The 19,837-nt window shown below is 36.4% G+C and carries 14 protein-coding genes and 3 tRNA genes; 2 read left to right on the top strand and 15 right to left on the bottom strand.

Annotated elements, in window-relative coordinates; genetic code table 11:
* Positions 1-183: 183 nt before the first annotated feature.
* From fusA to rpsL, 3 genes are read right to left on the bottom strand one after another with little or no spacing between them, the layout of a single operon-like run.
* Entirely contained in the window at positions 184-2,274 is a 2,091-nt protein-coding gene (gene fusA / locus ETI37_RS04900) for an elongation factor G (protein ID WP_006585860.1), read from the bottom strand.
* Positions 2,275-2,310: 36 nt separating this feature from the next.
* Complete coding sequence (gene rpsG / locus ETI37_RS04895) at positions 2,311-2,781, bottom strand: 30S ribosomal protein S7 (protein ID WP_006585861.1); 471 nt, start codon at positions 2,779-2,781, stop codon at positions 2,311-2,313.
* 14 nt (positions 2,782-2,795) lie between these two features.
* Positions 2,796-3,203, bottom strand: coding sequence for a 30S ribosomal protein S12 (gene rpsL, locus ETI37_RS04890; protein WP_006585209.1), 408 nt, complete (start codon positions 3,201-3,203; stop codon positions 2,796-2,798).
* 182 nt (positions 3,204-3,385) lie between these two features.
* Here rpsL and ETI37_RS04885 point away from each other — a divergent pair, with 182 nt between their 5' ends.
* Positions 3,386-4,069 carry a prepilin peptidase gene (locus ETI37_RS04885; RefSeq protein WP_006585862.1) on the top strand — a complete coding sequence of 228 codons (684 nt, stop codon included), beginning with the start codon at positions 3,386-3,388 and terminating at the stop codon, positions 4,067-4,069.
* A 69-nt stretch (positions 4,070-4,138) separates the two neighbouring features.
* Here the strand turns inward: ETI37_RS04885 and rpoC are convergent, their stop codons facing one another.
* From rpoC to ETI37_RS04825, 12 genes are all read right to left on the bottom strand, one after another.
* Complete coding sequence (gene rpoC / locus ETI37_RS04880) at positions 4,139-7,807, bottom strand: DNA-directed RNA polymerase subunit beta' (RefSeq protein ID WP_143458465.1); 3,669 nt, start codon at positions 7,805-7,807, stop codon at positions 4,139-4,141.
* 11 nt (positions 7,808-7,818) lie between these two features.
* Positions 7,819-11,457, bottom strand: a complete 3,639-nt coding sequence (rpoB, locus tag ETI37_RS04875; RefSeq protein ID WP_006587649.1) for a DNA-directed RNA polymerase subunit beta — start codon at positions 11,455-11,457, stop codon at positions 7,819-7,821.
* Positions 11,458-11,675: 218 nt separating this feature from the next.
* On the bottom strand, positions 11,676-14,159 hold the full coding sequence (locus tag ETI37_RS04870; protein WP_143458466.1) for an ATP-dependent Clp protease ATP-binding subunit: 2,484 nt from the start codon (positions 14,157-14,159) through the stop codon (positions 11,676-11,678).
* A gap of 97 nt (positions 14,160-14,256) precedes the next feature.
* Positions 14,257-15,147: a YczE/YyaS/YitT family protein gene (locus tag ETI37_RS04865; protein WP_006587648.1), complete on the bottom strand. Its 891-nt coding sequence runs from the start codon at positions 15,145-15,147 to the stop codon at positions 14,257-14,259.
* Positions 15,148-15,259: 112 nt separating this feature from the next.
* Positions 15,260-15,331, bottom strand: a tRNA-Gly gene (locus tag ETI37_RS04860).
* 59 nt (positions 15,332-15,390) lie between these two features.
* Positions 15,391-15,464 (bottom strand) — tRNA-Pro (locus tag ETI37_RS04855).
* Between the two features lie 42 nt (positions 15,465-15,506).
* Positions 15,507-15,581, bottom strand: a tRNA-Gly gene (locus ETI37_RS04850).
* Between the two features lie 72 nt (positions 15,582-15,653).
* The gene (locus tag ETI37_RS04845; protein ID WP_006585868.1) at positions 15,654-16,145 is read right to left on the bottom strand and encodes a hypothetical protein; all 492 of its coding nucleotides are present in this window, start codon (positions 16,143-16,145) and stop codon (positions 15,654-15,656) included.
* Positions 16,138-16,737 carry an ABC transporter ATP-binding protein gene (locus tag ETI37_RS04840; protein WP_006585869.1) on the bottom strand — a complete coding sequence of 200 codons (600 nt, stop codon included), beginning with the start codon at positions 16,735-16,737 and terminating at the stop codon, positions 16,138-16,140. Before ETI37_RS04840 ends, ETI37_RS04845 begins: the two co-directional genes overlap by 8 nt.
* 12 nt (positions 16,738-16,749) lie before the next feature.
* Entirely contained in the window at positions 16,750-17,349 is a 600-nt protein-coding gene (locus tag ETI37_RS04835; protein WP_006585870.1) for a hypothetical protein, read from the bottom strand.
* Positions 17,349-18,164 carry a hypothetical protein gene (locus ETI37_RS04830; protein WP_006585871.1) on the bottom strand — a complete coding sequence of 272 codons (816 nt, stop codon included), beginning with the start codon at positions 18,162-18,164 and terminating at the stop codon, positions 17,349-17,351. The genes ETI37_RS04835 and ETI37_RS04830 overlap by 1 nt, the downstream gene beginning before the upstream one ends.
* Positions 18,165-18,222: 58 nt before the next feature.
* On the bottom strand, positions 18,223-18,639 hold the full coding sequence (locus ETI37_RS04825; RefSeq protein WP_006587647.1) for a hypothetical protein: 417 nt from the start codon (positions 18,637-18,639) through the stop codon (positions 18,223-18,225).
* A 265-nt stretch (positions 18,640-18,904) separates the two neighbouring features.
* On the opposite strand from ETI37_RS04825, the gene ETI37_RS04820 reads away from it, so the two are divergent.
* On the top strand, positions 18,905-19,783 hold the full coding sequence (locus ETI37_RS04820; RefSeq protein ID WP_006585873.1) for an Rgg/GadR/MutR family transcriptional regulator: 879 nt from the start codon (positions 18,905-18,907) through the stop codon (positions 19,781-19,783).
* Positions 19,784-19,837: the final 54 nt, after the last annotated feature.

The raw sequence follows: 19,837 nt of genomic DNA, 5'->3' as shown, positions 1-19,837 counted from the left end.
TCAAAGCCGGTTGGAAATTGCAATTTTAGCTTATAATTTGGCTTATTGTCTAGAAAGATTTAACTAGCACCACGCGTATTATAATACTAATCTTCATTAACTGTAAGCGCTTCCTAAATAAAAATAATTAGATACAAAAAAACCACTACCAAAAGTAGTGGTTTTATGTATATCAATCAAAAATTATTCTGCGTTTCCGCCACGTTTCTTAATAATTTCTTCTTGAATTGACTTAGGTGTTGGTGAGTAGTGGTCAAATACCATAGTGAAAGTACCACGACCTTGAGTTGATGAACGCAAAGTAGTTGCGTAACCAAACATTTCTGAAAGTGGAACCATAGCATTCAATACCTTAGCACCTGAACGATCTTCCATACCGTCCATGTTACCACGACGAGCGGTAATTGAACCCATAACGTCACCTAAGTATTCTTCTGGAGTAATTACTTGAACTTTCATGATAGGTTCAAGAATTACAGCACCAGCCTTAGGAGCAGCATTCTTCAAAGCAAGAGATGCAGCAACCTTGAAGGCAGCTTCACTAGAGTCGACTTCGTGGTAACTACCATCGTAAAGCTTAGCCTTAACGTCGATCAATGGGTAACCTGCAAGAACACCATTCTTCATAGCTTCTTGCAAACCAGCATCAACTGAAGGAATAAATTCACGAGGAACTACACCACCGACGATAGCATCTTCAAATTCGTAGCCTTCGCCTTCCTTAGTTGGTGTAAATTCGATCCATACGTCACCGTATTGACCCTTACCACCTGATTGACGAACAAACTTACCTTGAGCCTTAGTTGGCTTAGTAAATGTTTCACGGTATGCAACTTGTGGTTCACCGATAGTTGCTTCAACGTGGAATTCACGCTTCATACGTTCAACCATGATGTCCAAGTGAAGTTCACCCATACCTGCAATCAAAGTTTGACCAGTTTCTGCATTAGTTTCTGCCTTGAAAGTAGGGTCTTCTTCAGTAAGCTTTTGAAGAGCTACATCAAGCTTATCACGGTCAGCTTTTGACTTAGGTTCAATAGAAACTTGGATAACTGGATCTGGAACTTCAAGACTTTCAAGAATAAGTGGGTGATCTGGATCAGTTAATGAGTCACCAGTAGTAGTGTTCTTCAAACCGATAGCACCAGCGATGTCACCTGAGAATACTTCACTAATTTCAGTACGTGAGTTAGCGTGCATTTGAAGCAAACGACCAACACGTTCACGTGAATTCTTAGAAGCATTCAATACGTATGAACCTGATTGAAGTGAACCAGTGTAAACACGAATGAAAGTCAAACGACCAACAAATGGGTCAGTAGCAATCTTAAATGCTAAAGCAGCAAATGGCTTGCTGTCATCAGCAAGAAGTTCTACTTCACTACCATCCTTAGGATCGTGAGCAACATAAGGCTTAACATCAAGTGGTGAAGGTAAGTAGTCAACAACACCGTCAAGCATCATTTGAACACCCTTGTTCTTAAATGCAGAACCTGCAAATACAGGGAAGAATTTAAGATCCAAAGTAGCCTTACGGATAGCTGCCTTTAATTCTTCGTTAGTGATTTCTTCACCACCAAGGTACTTGTCCATGATGTCATCGTCAACATCAGCAACAGCTTCAATTAATTCACCACGACGCTTTTCTGCTTCTTCCTTGTATTCATCAGGAACAGGAACAGTATCCCACTTAGCACCAAGCTTATCTTCGTCGTAAACATCAGCTACCATGTTAATTAAGTCGATAACACCTTCAAATTGGTCTTCAGCACCAATAGGCATTTGAACTGCATGTGCGTTTGCATTCAAACGTTCGTGCAAAGTCTTAACTGAAAAGTCAAAGTTTGCACCAATCTTATCCATCTTGTTAACAAAAACAATACGAGGAACACCGTATGTTTCAGCTTGACGCCAAACATTTTCAGTTTGAGGTTCAACACCAGATTGTGCGTCAAGAACAGTTACGGCACCATCTAAAACACGAAGTGAACGTTCTACTTCGATAGTAAAGTCAACGTGTCCTGGGGTATCGATGATGTTAACGCGGTAGTCTTTCCATTGTGCAGTAGTAGCTGCAGAAGTAATAGTAATACCACGTTCCTTTTCTTCTTCCATCCAGTCCATTTGACTGTCACCTTCGTGGGTTTCACCAATCTTGTGGATCTTACCAGTGTAGTAAAGGATACGTTCAGTAGTGGTAGTCTTACCCGCATCGATGTGGGCCATGATACCAATGTTACGTGTCTTTTCTAAAGGAAATTCGCGTTTAGCCATGATATATTTTTCTCCTTAAATACTAACGACAACAAATTAGAAGCGGTAGTGTGCAAATGCACGGTTAGCTTCTGCCATACGGTGAACGTCTTCACGCTTCTTAACAGCTGAACCAGTGTTATTTGAAGCGTCGATGATTTCGTTTGCTAAACGTTCATCCATAGTGTGTTCGTTACGTAAACGAGCGTAAGATACTAACCATCTTAAACCTAAAGTGGTTCTTCTTTCTGGACGAACTTCTACAGGAATTTGGTAGTTTGAACCACCGATACGACGAGCTCTAACTTCAAGAACAGGCATAACGTTGTTCATTGCTTCTTCAAAAACTTCAAGTGGTTCCTTACCAGTCTTGTCCTGAATAATTGAGAAAGCATCGTAAAGGATTGAAGAAGCCTTTGCTTTCTTACCATCAATCATCAAGTGGTTGATTAACTTGGTAACGAGTTTTGAGTTGTAAATTGGGTCTGCTAAAACAGTTCTCTTAGCTACATGTCCTTTTCTAGGCATTATTTAACTCCTCCTTAACCTTTCTTTGCACCGTACTTAGAACGACCTTGCTTTCTGCCGTCAACACCAGCAGTATCAAGGGCACCACGAACAATGTGGTAACGAACCCCAGGAAGGTCCTTTACACGTCCACCACGAATTAAAACAACTGAGTGTTCTTGCAAGTTGTGGCCTTCACCTGGAATGTAAGCAGTAACTTCAGTTAAGTTTGATAAACGTACACGAGCATATTTACGTAAAGCTGAGTTAGGCTTCTTAGGTGTCATAGTACCCACACGAGTTGCAACACCACGCATTTGAGGAGCAGGATTAAATACTTGTTCCTTCTTCATGCTGTTGTATCCGTAGTTTAAAGCTGGTGATTTAGATTTAGTCGTCTTTGAATGACGGCCTTTTCTAACCAATTGGTTAATGGTTGGCATTAATTTTTCCTCCTAAATTTTGTTCACACATCCGGGAGTTTCTTTTTGACCTCACGGAAATGATTTAAAAAATACACAATTGATATTGTACTCCCTTTTCAAAATAAAGCAAGTTAAAAAAATTACACTTTCCAAAAAATATCTTGTTATTTTTATGTATTTAATTATTGCGAGGTGAAAAAATGGTATTAAACATAATTAATTTTTATTTTGGAGCCTGTTTGGCTTCATTCATTTCAGTAATCGTTCAAAAAGATGGGCTAAGATGGCGTCGTAGTTATTGCCTATCTTGTAAAAATCCTTTAACTTGGTCTGAATTATTCCCTATTTTTTCTTTTATTTTTCAAAAAGGGACTTGCAGACATTGTAAAAAGCCAATCCCACATTTTTTGCTTTTTATTGAAATCGTGGGTGGGATTACCTTTCTAAAAACAGATTGGTATTCAAAAAGTGGTTTAATTGAATTTTTCCTTTGTTTACTTTTATTAACGATGGCAATTTTTGATTATTACTATCAAGAAATTCCCTTCTCAATCTTTCTAATTTCATTTCTGATAGTGATTATTAAGGATCTACTTTTTGAGCAAATCTCAACTTTGATAACATCAGTTTTGGCAACCTCTGTCATGATTATTGCATTAGGAATTCTAGTATTACTAAAAAAATTTGGATTAGGAGACTTATTCTTTTATTTGATAATTTCATTCTATTATTCAGAATATTTAGCCAACCTTGTTTTTCTTTTCGCCTCGCTGGCAGTTTTAACTCTCTATCCTAAATTAAAAGCACAAAACCAAACACATTTATCACTGCCATTTTTACCATTTTTATTTTTTAGTTTAAGTATTTTAAAATTACTAATGTAATTCATGACTACATAAAAAGAACCATTAAGCATTTGCTTAATGGTTCTTTTCTTAATAAGTCAACTTAAATTATTTGTTTTTATTCAAACTCTTTAAGTCAATTTTATTTTCTTCAGCTAATTGACGTTCAATATCAGCAATTGAATATACTGCTTGTGGCTTAGGTACATCAGCTTGAGGTTCCATAGAACGGTAAACTGGCATACCTGTACCTGCAGGAATAATCTTACCAATAATAACGTTTTCTTTAAGACCAAGAAGTGGATCGTTTTTACTTCTAATTGAAGCATCAGTAAGAACACGCGTAGTTTCTTGGAATGAAGCAGCTGATAAGAAACTGTTAGTTTCAAGCGCTGCCTTAGTAATACCCAAGATTACACTTTGTGCAGTTGCTGGAATACCACCTGAAATAATAACTTCCTTGTTTCTGTCCTTAAATTCACCAATATCCATTAATTCACCTGGCAAGATATCAGTTTCACCTGGATCAAGTACACGTACTTTTTGAAGCATTTGGCGGGCCATAACTTCAACGTGCTTATCGGCGATTTCTACCCCTTGCATTCTGTAGGCCTTTTGAATTTCACTCAAGATATACTTTTCAGTAGTCAAAGCATCTCTAACTCTAATCAATTCCTTAGGGTCAATAGAACCAAGTGTTAACTTATCACCACGAACAACTTCATCACCTTCAGCAACTGCAACACTTGCAGTATATGGTACAGAGTATGTTCTTGTATCAGTCTTACCCTCAACAGTGATTTCACGAGTATGTTCAGCTGGATTTTCTTCAATTGAAGCTACAACACCAGTTACTTCAGAGATAGTTGCACGACCTTTAGGGTTACGTGCTTCAAACAATTCTTGAACACGAGGAAGACCTTGAGTAATATCTTCAGCACCGGCAACCCCACCGTTGTGGAAGTTACGCATAGTAAGCTGAGTACCAGGTTCACCGATTGATTGTGCAGCAACAGTACCTACTGCTTCACCAACTTCTACCTCTTCACCAGTAGCTAAGTTCATACCGTAACACTTTTGACAAACACCATGTTGAGTGTTGCAAGTAAATACGGAACGAATTGTTACTTCTTTGACTCCACGATCAACAATTTCTTGAGCTAATTCTTCATCCATCATTACGCCCTTAGGTGCAATAACTTCATGAGTTTCCGGATCAAAGACACTTCTAGCAGTATAACGTCCAACTAAACGATCGAATAATGGTTCGATCATTTCGTCGCCTTCTTTAATTGCATGAACTGTAATACCACGATCAGTACCACAATCTTCTTCACGAATAATTACGTCTTGTGCAACATCAACCAAACGACGAGTAAGGTATCCTGAGTTCGCAGTCTTCAAGGCAGTATCTGTCATTCCTTTACGAGCACCGTGAGTTGACATGAACATTTCCAAAACAGTCAAACCTTCACGGAAGTTGGAAGTAACAGGAATTTCCATCATCCCACCATTAGGAGCGGCCATCAAACCACGCATACCAGCAAGCTGAGTAAAGTTAGAAATGTTACCACGGGCACCAGAGTCGGCCATGACTGAAATAGGGTTACGTGGGTCGAAAATACCAGCCACTTCGTTTTGAACTTCATCCTTACATGCATTCCAAATGCTGATTACACGGTCGTGACGTTCTTGTTCAGTAATCAAACCACGTCTAAATTGCTTAGAAACAACATCAACCTTCTTGTGAGCCTTGGCAACGATATCATCTTTATCGCTTACCATAGGAATATCGGCCATACCAATAGTTAAACCAGAAGTGGTACATGCAGTGTAACCTAATTCTTTCATGTCATCTAAGAAGTCAGAAGTTCTTTGAACCTTGTATTCCTTGTAAACAGCTGCAATAGCATCAGACAAGAATCCCTTCTTAAATGGAGTACCTAAGTCCATATTATCTAATTTTTCATGGATATCTTCACCTGGTTGCAAGAAGTACTTAACATCTAACGGATGAGTTAAGTTATCTTGAGTTGGATCATTTACATAGAAGAAGTCCTTAGGGAAGATTTGGTTAAAAATCATCTTACCGTAAGTAGTTACAAAAACTCCATGTTCATAACCCTTGGGCCAAGTCTTTTCAGGCATTGAATCAGCAGCTAAACCAATTCTAGTATGGAAGTGAATATCACCATTTGCATAAGCCATAGTTGCTTCAGCTGGTGAATTAAAGATCATTCCTTCACCTTCACGGCCACGTTCTGCTTGAGTTAACCAGTAGTTCCCCAAAACGATATCCTGTCCAGGGGTTACAATTGGCTTACCATCCTTAGGTGCCAAAATGTGGTGAGCAGCAAGCATCAAAAGTCTTGATTCTGCAACTGCTTCATCTGAAAGTGGCACGTGGATGGCCATCTGGTCCCCATCAAAGTCGGCATTGTAGGCTTCACATGCAAGTGGGTGAAGTCTAATTGACTTACCTGGTACCAAAACTGGTTCGAAAGCTTGAATACCTAAACGGTGCAAAGTAGGAGCACGGTTTAAAAGAACTGGACGTTCCTTAATTACATATTCAAGAATGTCCCAGATATCATCATCTTCACGGTCAATCTTGCGCTTAGCATTTCTAATGTTAGTTGCAACACCGCGCTTAACGAGTTCATGCATTACAAATGGCTTGAATAATTCTAATGCCATTGGACGTGGAACACCACATTGGTAGAACTTAAGTTTTGGTGAAACATCGATAACTGAACGACCTGAGTAGTCAACACGCTTACCAAGCAAGTTTTGACGGAAACGCCCTTGCTTACCTTTAAGCATGTGTGAAAGTGACTTAAGTGGACGGTTACCTGGTCCAACTACTGGACGACCACGACGGCCGTTATCAATTAAAGCATCGACAGCTTCTTGAAGCATTCTCTTTTCATTTTGCACAATGATATTAGGTGCATGTAAATCAAGCAAACGCTTCAAACGATTATTTCTATTAATAACACGACGGTACAAATCGTTAAGGTCAGAAGTTGCAAAACGACCACCTTCAAGTTGAACCATTGGTCGTAAATCTGGTGGAATAACAGGAACAGTGTCCATTACCATCCATTCAGGCTTATTACCAGAATCTTTAAAAGCATTCAAAATATCCAAACGACGAATTGCTCTAGTTCTCTTTTGACCAGTAGCAGTTTGTAATTCCGCCTTTAAGCTCTTAACTTCTTTGTCAAGATCAACATTTTGAAGTAATTCCTTAATCGCTTCAGCACCCATTTTAGCAACAAAACGGTTACCAAACTTAGCCTTCTTTTCACGATATTCAGCTTCAGTTAAGAGTGACTTAGGTTCTAAATCAGTATCTCCAGCATCAATAACGATATATGCAGCAAAGTAAATAACTTCTTCAAGTGCACGAGGTGATACATCTAAAACCCAACCCATTCTTGATGGGATACCCTTGAAATACCAAATATGGGTTACAGGGGCAGCAAGTTCAATGTGACCCATGCGTTCTCTTCTAACTTTTGAAGAAGTTACTTCAACACCACAACGATCACAAACGATACCACGGTAACGAATACCCTTGTATTTACCACAGGCACAAGCCCAGTCCTTTGATGGACCGAAAATTCTTTCATCAAATAACCCATCTTTTTCTGGCTTCAAAGTACGGTAATTGATGGTTTCAGGCTTTTTAACTTCCCCATAAGACCATGATCTAATCTTATTAGGTGAAGCAAGCCCGATTTGCATACTTTCAAATTTGTTTACGTCAATCAAAGTTTAACCTCCTACTTAGAAACTGTATCATCAGAAGCTTGATCTACAGAACTTGTTGCACTTTGTTCAGAAGTTGTTTCTTCAGACTTAGTAGCTTCTTCGGCCAACTTCTTCTTTTCTTGTTCTTCAGCTAAACGTGAAAGAGTATCAATGTTGAGATGTTCACTTGAATCTTCATCCATATCACGCAATTCAATTTCCTTGTGATCCATATCAAGAACACGGATATCAAGACCTAATGATTGCAATTCTTTCACTAAAACTCGGAATGATTCAGGTACACCTGGTTTAGGAATTCGTTCACCCTTAACAATTGCTTCATATGCCTTCACACGACCAACAACGTCATCTGACTTGTAAGTCAAGATTTCTTGTAAAGTATATGCGGCACCATAAGCTTCAAGGGCCCAAACTTCCATTTCCCCGAATCTCTGTCCACCAAATTGTGCCTTACCACCAAGTGGTTGTTGAGTAACGAGTGAGTATGGCCCAATTGAACGAGCGTGGATCTTATCATCAACCATGTGAGCAAGTTTCAAGTAGTTCATTACCCCAACAGATACACGGTTGTGGAATGGTTCACCGGTTCTACCATCATAAATGACAGTCTTACCATCTTTACTCATACCAGCTTCACGTAAAGTATTGTAAACTTCGTCTTCGTCAGCACCGTCAAATACTGGAGTAGCAACATGAATACCTAATTGACGAGCAGCCATACCAAGGTGTAATTCAAGAACCTGTCCAATATTCATACGAGAAGGCACACCCATTGGGTTTAAGCAGATATCTACTGGACGACCATCTGGTAAGAATGGCATATCTTCTTCTGGAACAACAACAGCAATAGTACCTTTGTTACCGTGACGACCAGCCATCTTATCCCCAACTTGAATCTTTCTCTTTTGGCAAATGTAAACTCTTACCATAGTGTTAACACCTGGTGAAAGTTCATCTCCACCTTCACGAGTAAATACTTCAACGTTTTGGACAATACCGCCACCACCATGTGGTACACGTAATGAAGTATCACGAACTTCACGAGCTTTTTCACCAAAGATAGCATGAAGTAATCTTTCTTCAGCTGATAATTCAGTAACACCCTTTGGAGTTACCTTACCAACTAAAATATCGCCATCTTTAACTTCTGCCCCAATTCTAACGATACCTTGTTCATCTAAATCTTTAAGGGCATCTTCCCCAACATTAGGAATTTCACGAGTAATTTCTTCAGGTCCTAACTTAGTATCACGAGCTTCTGATTCGTAATCTTCAATGTGGATAGAAGTATATACGTCATCTTTAACCATTCTTTCACTAATCATGATGGCATCTTCATAGTTGTACATATTCCAAGTCATGAATGCGATAAGTGGATTTTGACCTAAAGCTAATTCACCTTCGGCCATAGATGGACCGTTAGCAATTACTTCGCCTTCAACAATCTTTTCGCCTTTCTTAACGTTAGGTGTTTGATTGTAGTTCTTATTAGCGTTTGAACGACGGTATTTTTCAAGTTCATACTTGTCTAAAGTACCATCTTCGCGACGAATTCTAATTTGATCAGCATCAACATATTCAACTACACCTGCAGCTTCAGCAACTAAAGCATCTCCTGAGTCGTGAGCAGCACGATATTCCATACCAGTACCAACTAAAGCAGCATGTGGGTTGATCAATGGAACAGCTTGTCTTTGGTGGTTAGCCCCCATCAAAGCACGGTTAGAGTCGTCGTTTTCAAGGAAAGGAATACATGCAGAAGTTACAGAAACTACTTGTTTAGGAATAACGTCCATGTAGTCAATCTTATCTGGAGTAACTTCGACATTATCATCTTTATGACGAGCTAAGATAAGATTTTCTTTAAATGAGCCATCTTCATTAAGTGGAGTGTTGGCACCAGCAATAATGTAGTTATCTTCTACATCAGCTGTTAAATAGTCAATCTTATCTGTAACTTTATGAGTTTCCCAAGAAACACGACGATATGGTGTTTCAATGAAACCATACTTGTTAATAATTGCATATGTTGCCATTGAGTTAATCAACCCAATGTTAGGACCTTCTGGTGTTTCAATCGGACATAAACGACCATAGTGAGTATAGTGCACGTCACGAACTTCATAACCAGCACGGTCTCTTGACAAACCACCAGGTCCTAAAGCAGACATTCTTCTCTTGTGAGTCAATTCACCTAATGGGTTGTTTTGATCCATAAACTGTGAAAGTTGTGATGAACCAAAGAATTCCTTCACACTAGCCACAATTGGACGAATGTTAATCAATTGTTGTGGAGTAACTGTATCAGGATCTTGAATTGACATTCTTTCCCGTACAACACGTTCCATCCGTGCTAAACCAATTCTAAATTGGTTTTGCAATAATTCACCAACACGACGAATACGTCTGTTACCTAAGTGGTCAATGTCATCAGTAGAACCAATTTCATCTTGTAAAACGAAGAAATAGTTAATAGAAGCCAAAATATCTGCTGGAGTAATGCATTTTACATCAGCATCAATGTGACCATTTGAAATTAACTTAACTTCTCTTTCAGGGTTAACCTTTGAAAAGACCTTAATTTCTTGAACAGTAATTGGATCTTGCATTACACCTTCATCAGATGGAGTGTATGTAACCATCTTAAAGTCGTCACGATCAAGATACTTTTCAAGAGTTTCCATTACAGCATGTGTAACAATAGTTCCCTTCTTGGCAATAATTTCACCAGTATCTGGGTCTGCTAAAGTTTCAGCTAGAGTTTGATTAAGTAAGCGGCTCTTTAAAGAAAGTTTCTTGTTAATCTTGTAACGACCAACTGGAGCCAAATCATACCGACGTGAATCAAAGAAACGAGCAAACAAAAGTGAACGAGATGAATCGGTCGTCTTAGGTTCACCTGGACGAAGTCGTTCATAAATTTCTTTCAAAGCTTCAGCAACTCGACTATCAGCAGGATTATTATGTACATCCTTTTCTAAAGTGAATTGTAAAGTATCATTTGTCCCGTAAATATCTTGAATTTCACTGTCTGAGCCAAAACCAAGTGCTCTAATTAAAACTGAAATAGGTAATTTTCTAGTACGGTCAATACGTACGTATGAAATATTCTTGGCATCAGTTTCATATTCTAACCATGCACCACGGTTAGGGATAACAGTAGCACCAAAAATTTGGCGTGCATTCTTATCAACATCACAGTTATAGTAAACACCTGGTGATCTAACAAGTTGGGAAACAATAACTCTTTCCGCACCATTGATAACAAATGAACCTGATCTAGTCATCAATGGTAAATCACCAAAGAATACGTCTTGTGTCTTAATTTCGCCAGTTTCGTGGTTAGTAAGCTTTAAAGTAACACGAAGTGGAGCAGCATAATTTGCATCGTGATTACGTGCTTCATCAATAGTGCTTTTAGCATCTTGAAGCTTGTAACCAACAAAGTCTAAAGATAACTTACCTGAGAAATCATTAATAGGCATAATATCTTCAAATACTTCGCTAATACCTTCATTTAAAAACCACTTATATGATTCGGTTTGTACATCAGTCAAATTAGGTAATTTAACTACTTCTTTAATGTGAGAAAAACTACGTCTTGTCCGGTGTTGACCGTAATTCACTAAATGTCCGTCCAAGGAAAACATCCTTTCTTTTGCAAAAGAAACCAAATATTACATTTGTGTTACAAATTCAAAAACTGGTATTTTTGAGCATAAAAAAACAAAAACAACACGTTTTGTCGTTTTTGTTCTTATCAGCTTACTGGACAATAGATCAGCAAGCTACTGAATATCAGCCTTTTTGAAAATCAAAACGATTATAACAAAAAATTGGTGCTTTTGTCAATAGCAAAACCTTGATCTTACTTACTTAATACAGCTTTTTTAGTTTCTGAAACAGTAAATTTTAGCTGACCTTTGGCAGCTCCAATTTTTAATGTTTGTCCAGATACAAGTTCAGAACTAATGAGCATATCTGACAACTTATCTTCTACTAAGTTTTGAATTGCGCGTCTTAAAGGACGTGCTCCATTTTCAGGATCAAAGCCTGCTTTTGCAATAACATCAAGTGCTGCAGGTGAAAACTTAATAGTAATTTGCTTTTTAGCCAAACGAGCAACCACTTTTTGAGTTAACAAAGTAACAATCTTCCGTAAATCACTACTTTGTAATTGATCAAAGACAATAGTTGCATCAATTCGGTTTAAAAATTCTGGCCTAAAGAAATCCTTAGTTGCCGCTTGTACCTTAGAAATACGTTCTTTTTCTTGGCTCACTTCGCTTGTAGTAAAACCTACAGTCTTATCACTAACTAATGAACGTGAACCTAAATTAGAAGTCATAATAATTACAGTATTTCTAAAGTCCACTTTTCTCCCCTTAGAATCTGTCAAAAAGCCATCATCTAACACTTGCAATAACAAATTAAAGACATCTGGGTGGGCCTTTTCAACTTCATCTAATAAAACCACGGAATACGGATGACGCCGAACTTGTTCACTTAATTGTCCGCCTTCTTCATATCCCACATAGCCTGGAGCTGAGCCAATCAACTTACTTGAGGCAATTGTATCCATATACTCTGACATATCAACTCTAACTAAGTTGTTTTCACTGCCAAACACTGCTGAAGCAACTGCCTTAGCTAACTCAGTTTTTCCAACACCAGTAGGACCTAAAAACAGGAATGAGCCTATTGGTCGATTCTCATCCTTTATCCCACTTCGACTACGCTTAATTGCTTTAGCAACAGCTTGAACAGCCTTGTTTTGTCCAATTACTCGCTTATGTAAGGTTGCTTCTAAGTTAATTAACTTCCTAGTATCATCTTTCTTCATCTGAGTTGCTGGAACGCCAGTCCATTCTGATACAACACGAGCAATATCTTCTTCGTTAACAACAGCTTTTCGATAAGCACTTTCTTTCAACTTATTTAATAAAGCTTGTTTTTGTTTTTCTAGCTTATCTTCATCAGCTTGTAAATTAGCTGCTTGAACAAAGTTTTGTTTTTCAACTTCTGCTCTCTTTTGCTTAGCAACTTTATTGAGTTGATTATCAAGACTTTGCAATTCTTTGTTAGAACCAACTGCATTATTAATTTTTACAGTAGCACTAGCTTCATCTACTAAGTCAATTGCCTTATCTGGTAAAAAGCGATTACTCAAATATATAGTAGATAAATCTACCGCTGCTTTTAAAGCAGCTTCAGTAATTTGTACGTGGTGGAAGCCTTCATATTTTGGCTTTAAGCCTTCCAAAATATGCAAAGTATCTTCTTTTGAGGGTTCAGTAATTCTTACTTGTTGAAAACGTCTAGCAAGAGCCTGGTCTTTTTCAATATATTTTTGATATTCATCAAAAGTTGTTGCACCAATCATTTGAATATCACCACGAGCAAGCGATGGCTTTAAAATATTTGAAGCATCAATTGCTCCTTCTGCACCACCAGCACCAATCAAAGTATGCATTTCGTCAACAAACAAAATAACCTTTCCATCGGTGCGAATCTCTTTCAAGATTTTTTTCATTCGGTCTTCAAATTCGCCCCGATACTTAGTACCCGCTACTAAACTCCCAATATCTAGAGCCATAACTCGTTTATCAAGTAAATCTTCGGGAACTTCTTTTTTAACAATGCAGCTAGCAATAGCCTGAGCTACAGCTGTTTTACCAACACCTGGTTCCCCAACTAAAACGGGATTATTTTTAGTACGGCGTGAAAGAATCTGAATAACTCTCTTAGTTTCTAAATCACGGCCAATAACAGGATCAATTTCTCCTTCACGAGCTTGCTTATTCAAATTAATTGATACACTGTCCAAAGTTGGGGTCTTAGAATTACCCTTTCCCTTGTTTTGATTTAAGCCCAAATTATCAAAGAAATCATCACTTTCTTGACTTAAATCACCACTATCTTCTGATAAATCATCCAGAATATCTTGGCGCAAGTGATCTAAATCAACATTCAAGTTTTTCAAAATCATAGCCGCTAAAACTTGTTCTGTAGAAATTAATCCCAATAAGATATGCAAAGTTTTAACTTCCTTTGTCCCACCATCTTGAGCGGCTCTTTTAGCATAATTTAGTGTCATGTTTAAGCGCGGTGACATCTCCATATATGAAGATTTAGATGCGGAGCCATATCCTGTATAGCGTTCAATTTCACGGCGAACGTCACCACTAGTCACATTCCATTGTCGTAAAATCTTCCCTGCATCCCCACTTGATTCAATTACCAAGGCAAGTAAAACATGTTCTGTACCAATCATTCTGTGTTGAAAATTTTGTGCTTGTTCTTTTGCAATTGCTAAAACTTGATTAGCACTACTACTGTAAGAATATTCCATTATTAACCCGCCTTTCAAAAATCAACTAAAATATTGTACTTTTTCTTAATTCTAATGTAAATCAAATTACTTAATAAACAAAATTTTCTGTTTAAATTTATTGATTCTTTCTCTTATTTAATTCTTCTTCAATCATCTTATATTGAGCAAGGCAGTTTTCATAAGTTTGTTTAGAGTTAGCCAAATTGCGACGAGCAATCTTTTGCTGAGTCTTTAAGTCAGAATTAGAATAGCGTCCTAGTCTTGCTTGCATAACCTCAGTAGCTTCATAAGTTCTAGCAACTGATTCATAAGTTCTCCGACCCATTGCAGATAAAAGAACAGTAACCTTATTTCTAGTATCTGGACGAGTTAAGTGATCAATAAAATCTACTAAAGGATCACTTACATGCTCATTCCACCAAGTAATTAATGGCCCAGTAAAGAAAGCAACAATAATAGTCGCAAAACCAACTGGTCCACCCATAATTAAAGCGCCCACCATAAACAGAACGTCTTGGATAATTCTAGTTATCTTATATGAAGAGTTTAATCGCTTCGAAAAAATTGGTGCAATTGCATCATAAGGAGCAACTCCTAATTTCGGTCCCATATAAAGAGAAGAGCCAAGCGTAAAAAGAAGTAAACCAATAACAGTATCAGCTACAATTACTAAAAAAGTGATTTTTTCGGGGAAAAGCTGCTCATATACTTGCGTAAAGAACTGGATTTCAAATCCCACTAAAATCATATTAACAAAAGTTCCAATTCCAATTTTTTTGCGATCAAGCCACAAAATCAGTAAAAAGATTACAAAGTTAACTGCTAGCTGATAAACTCCTAAGCCTAGCCCAAGCTTGTTAGAAATCCCTGTATTGATCGCAGTAAATGGATCAAGTCCTACCTTACCACCACGAAGGAAAGTGGCACCAATTGATAAAACTGTCACGCCCACAATCGACATCAAAGTTTTCAGGACGATATTTCCGAAATTAAGTTTCTTTTTCAAAAAAAGACCCCCTTTGTTTTAATAATTATATCAAAAGAAGTCTAAAAAAATAATTAATATACTTTTTGAGTAAAATAAAAAGGATTCACTATTGTGAATCCTTTTCTCGTAGAGCGGAAGACGGGATTCGAACCCGCGACCCCCACCATGGCAAGGTGATGTTCTACCACTGAACTACTTCCGCATAACAGAAAGTATTATATCAAAAAATTATTAATCTGCAAAGACTTTTTTGAATAATTATCGGGAAAACCGGATTTGAACCTGCGACCTCTACGTCCCGAACGTAGCGCTCTACCAAGCTGAGCTATTTCCCGAAGCTAACAAAAAAGGATTCACTGCTGTGAATCCTCATCTCGTGGAGCGGAAGACGGGATTCGAACCCGCGACCCCCACCATGGCAAGGTGATGTTCTACCACTGAACTACTTCCGCATGTCATTTAGCACATTTATTAATATACCATAGCGGAATTTTTTTGCAAGCACTTTTTTAATTATTTTCACCTTAGCCTATTAACATTCCCAAAATTCTCAATACACCAAACAATAAAGGAATTGAAATCTTTTGGCTCATACTATTACTTTTAGAAAATCCGATACTTACTGCTACTCCCCAGACAATAACTTCTCCCAATAAGCTTAACAAAGAAAAGCTCATATTCTGCCAACTAATTAAAGGCAAGTGAACTAACAACAAACTACCAAAATATTTAATAAAACGACTAGCAAAAGCTCGCCATAATCTAATTAAACTAAGCTCCCTAACCCAGAGAAAAGTAGCTATCTCTTCAAATTCACTAACTGCACTTAAAGCCATAACCACATCAAAAAAGTAAAGTGTAGCTCCTAGGGAAAACAATTTGAGAGTTTTAGTTGTTATTGCAAAATTAACCAACCATAATTGTGAACCCACTAATTCCTTAAAGTAAACACGTGCTAATCCTAAAATAAGAATTGTAACAAGAGTATAGCTCCATACTTTAACACTCTTAGACACTTGCTAGTTCTCCATTCTTTAATAGTAACTCTCTGTCATACTTCAACCCTGGAATTTCATCATGACTAGCAATAATTACAGCGCGCTTTTCTTGTTTCAGCTCATCCAAGAGTTTAACAAATGTTGCGACACCCTCTTTATCAATTCCTCTAGTAGGCTCATCAAGTAAAACAATATTTTGGTTTTCCATTATAGCTTGAATAATGCCCAACTTTTGGCGCATCCCAATTGAATATTTGCTTACAGCTTGAAGGTCATTAGGATCTAAATCAAATTTTTCCATTAATTTCATAGCTACTTGTTCATCATAATTATGATTTAAATTACCTAAAAACTTTAAATTCTCTAATCCACTTTCATATTCTAGAAAACCCGGATTTTCAATTAATGCCCCAACATAATCATTTTCAGTTAACTCTACTTGGCCAGCATCAGCTTTCAAAATATTAGTTATAATTTTAAAAATCGTTGATTTACCAGAGCCATTTTTTCCAATAATATGAACTCTTTCTCCAGGATTTAGTTCTAAGCTGACATCTTTTAATACTTGTTTTTTACCAAATTGCTTGCTGATATTATCAATCTTTAACATTTTTCGACCTTTCTATAAAAAGATATGACAAATTCCTAAATAAATATAGTGGGTAGCACGATAAAGGGGATCGAATATTTTACTATATTTTGGAAGGATTAATGTAAATTCAAAACATAAGTGATATGACCAAGTAATAGCTATTACTAAAGTAATAATGATATAAGGAAATGGTAGCCTATAAGCTAATAGTAAGCTCAACATCAAAAAGAGCATTAATAACATATGAGCAAGAAGTATCCACAGCCCAAATTTAAAGTCTCCCATTTTAAAGAAATTATGACTCTTAAATAAATAGTAACTTCCTAAAAAAGGAATCCAAAAAAGTAACCATTCCAACACTATTAAGCCAGCTAACTTGGAAATAACCTTTTTTGTTTGCTTTCTTACAGCAATTGCATTGCTTACTTTTCTAGCAATCAACACTTGAAAAAACACTAATACATAAAGCAGACTTTGCAAATAAATAGATAGTCCGTGCTGAAAACTTACTGCAAATATGATGTCATACTTTGGTTTCATACCAGCAATCAAAAGCCAATATGCAAAGAAACTTAGTGCCAAAACACCAATTAAAGAGTATCTGATATATTTTTTTGTTTTTGTTGGCATTATTTACCTCGCAATTGTTTTTTCTGCCAAGTCATCATTAAAATCCACGCTATTAAAGCAAATAATATCGCACTAATTATCCAGATAATCATAATTCCACCTGGTGCTTTTTGACCAGCAAAACTAATCATTCCTGGTGCAATTAAAGTACTAATCTCAGTTACATTAGCCACAGCATACAAGAAATAATTCATCATTCCATACAAAGTCGGTAAAAGAAGCAAAATCAAGCCTAATACTGCCCCTGAAACTATGAAGAGCGGATTTTTCTTAATATAAAGTCCACAAGCAAAAATAAATACCGAAAAAATCCCCCAACCGATTGAAGAAGTAACCATATATGCTAGCAGCTGAATTAAACTATTTTTTGAAAAGGTATTAAAAAATTGTCCCAAATAAAAACTATTATTGGTAAAGGCAATAGGTGCATAATTCCAATTAATTAAGATGATTTCAAAAATCTCACTCAAGAGGGAGAATGACATACCTAAAAGAAAAGTTTGCCAGCTTGCCTTTCTCAGAAATTTAGCATAGCCACTTCGCTGCAAAACATTAGTAATTCCATTATTATTCTTAATAAAAATTGGAGCAAATGAGCCAACTATCGGGAAGATTAATAAGGCTAATATGAGTGAGAAACTAGAATAAACTCCAAATGGTTGAACCTCGTTAAACATATAGATAAAACTATTAGCATCTACAGTCGTTCTTGGTCTTAGTTCTGAATTGATAGCTGATAAAACAAGATAAGTAATGAATACTAAATATCCAAGTAAAGCTATGATGATTATTTTATTTGTTCTCTTAGAGAGCATATTTTATCCTTTCAAAATGCAAAAAAGATTCTAATAAGAATCCCTTTTACATTAAATATTATTTTCTATCTGCACTAAAATGTGTTTTTACTGTGCTTAAATTGGGCTCATAGGGTTGAGATCTAACATCAGCATAGTAGTAATAACCTTTTAGTCCTGAATTATTATGTGCATATGTAGTTTGATCTTTCTTCAAATTTACCCAATCAGATCGCCCAGCACCATTCGCATTAATTAATCTAACATTATAGCCAAAAAAAGCTGGCAATGAATCCCCATTAAAGGACGCAACATTATCAGAGGATTGTTTCAAGTTTGCGTTTCCAAATGAACTCCATGCTCCACTAGCTCCAACTGTTTCTTGAGTAATAGTCCAATAGCCGGAAGCACTTGCTAAAGCAGTTCCTGTTAATCCAGTAACTAATCCCATTGCAACAACCATAGCTGTAACATTATTCTTTTTAAACAATTTCATTATTTTCCTCCTCAGAAATATATAATTATCAACAAAAAGGGCCCTAATAATATACAAAATGAAAATTTTAATTATTAAACTTTCCGCTGTATTTTTTATTGATACAAAAATTTTACTAAATTTTTTCAACTAAGCTTTTTTAACTTCAATATATTGAAATCGTCATATAAAAAAATCCTCTGTGTGTTTGATATACTATACGGTAGAAGAATTTAAATTTATAATTTTAAAAAAGTAACATGCTTTTTCTGAAAGGGATATCATTATGTACGGAAAAACATATAAAAAAATACGAATCAAACAGAAAATTCTTCAAAAAGATGCAGCAAGAGATATCGTTTCAGTTGCTTCTTTATCACATTGGGAAAACGGAAAAGGGGATATTCCTTTTGCAAAATTTATTGAATTATTAAAAAGAATTCACTTAACTCCAGAAGAATTTTTTAAATTAGCTAACATTTCTAAGCCCTCTCCTATTCTAAAAAAAATGCGTAAATTATATTTAGCTCGTGATGTTACAGGTCTTAAGACCTTATGCACCCAACAAATAAAACGCTATGAACAAAAAAGAACGGTTTCTAATTTATACTTAATGGCAATCGTTTGTAATTATTATCACCTTATTAGCAATGAAAATTTACTTTTACCCAAGTATCAGCTAAAAATTATCAGCTTCTTATCTGATACACCTGAATGGACACAAAAACATATTAGTATTTTCGAAAATTGCACTTCTTTATTATCTAACAAAAAAAATTACGCTCTTTCTAAATTGCTTTTAAATAAATGGTCACGTATTGAACCCTGGGGGAAAATGAATGAAAGTGGCTCATCTTTATACAATATTGCTTTTCAAGCTTTATTAAATTCGCTAACTATCCTAATACTCAGAAAAAGCTATACATTAGCTCGAAAATTACTCAATCAAATTAATCAAATAAAAGTAAACAACGATTTTTTGCATATTGAATTAAAAAGAACGTTTTTAGCTAATTTACTCATTTATTCACAAAAAAAAGATTTTAACGCTTGGAACAACTTGAAAAAATCAGTTGAATTTGCAGATTTTTTAAATCAAAAAGATATACATTCAGAATTTATAAATCTAATTCAACAAGTTAACAAAAACAGTAAACTTCAATAAATACGTGATTAAAATTTGCGTAAAAAAATGACTAGCCCAATGCTAGTCATTTTT

This window comes from Lactobacillus mulieris, from assembly GCF_007095465.1.
GTDB classification, from domain to species: Bacteria; Bacillota; Bacilli; order Lactobacillales; family Lactobacillaceae; genus Lactobacillus; species Lactobacillus mulieris.
Note: the sequence above shows the minus strand (reverse complement) of the source record. Positions and strands in the feature narration are given on the sequence as shown.

Bases quoted from the DNA above. Each gene is read 5' to 3' on its own strand.
- ETI37_RS04825 (WP_006587647.1), bottom strand. From the start codon at position 18,639: ATGAAATTGTTTAAAAAGAATAATGTTACAGCTATGGTTGTTGCAATG.
- fusA (WP_006585860.1), bottom strand. From the start codon at position 2,274: ATGGCTAAACGCGAATTTCCTTTAGAAAAGACACGTAACATTGGTATC.
- ETI37_RS04840 (WP_006585869.1), bottom strand. From the start codon at position 16,737: ATGTTAAAGATTGATAATATCAGCAAGCAATTTGGTAAAAAACAAGTA.
- rpoB (WP_006587649.1), bottom strand. From the start codon at position 11,457: ATGTTTTCCTTGGACGGACATTTAGTGAATTACGGTCAACACCGGACA.
- ETI37_RS04885 (WP_006585862.1), top strand. From the start codon at position 3,386: ATGGTATTAAACATAATTAATTTTTATTTTGGAGCCTGTTTGGCTTCA.
- ETI37_RS04835 (WP_006585870.1), bottom strand. From the start codon at position 17,349: ATGCCAACAAAAACAAAAAAATATATCAGATACTCTTTAATTGGTGTT.
- ETI37_RS04870 (WP_143458466.1), bottom strand. From the start codon at position 14,159: ATGGAATATTCTTACAGTAGTAGTGCTAATCAAGTTTTAGCAATTGCA.
- ETI37_RS04830 (WP_006585871.1), bottom strand. From the start codon at position 18,164: ATGCTCTCTAAGAGAACAAATAAAATAATCATCATAGCTTTACTTGGA.
- rpsL (WP_006585209.1), bottom strand. From the start codon at position 3,203: ATGCCAACCATTAACCAATTGGTTAGAAAAGGCCGTCATTCAAAGACG.
- rpsG (WP_006585861.1), bottom strand. From the start codon at position 2,781: ATGCCTAGAAAAGGACATGTAGCTAAGAGAACTGTTTTAGCAGACCCA.
- ETI37_RS04820 (WP_006585873.1), top strand. From the start codon at position 18,905: ATGTACGGAAAAACATATAAAAAAATACGAATCAAACAGAAAATTCTT.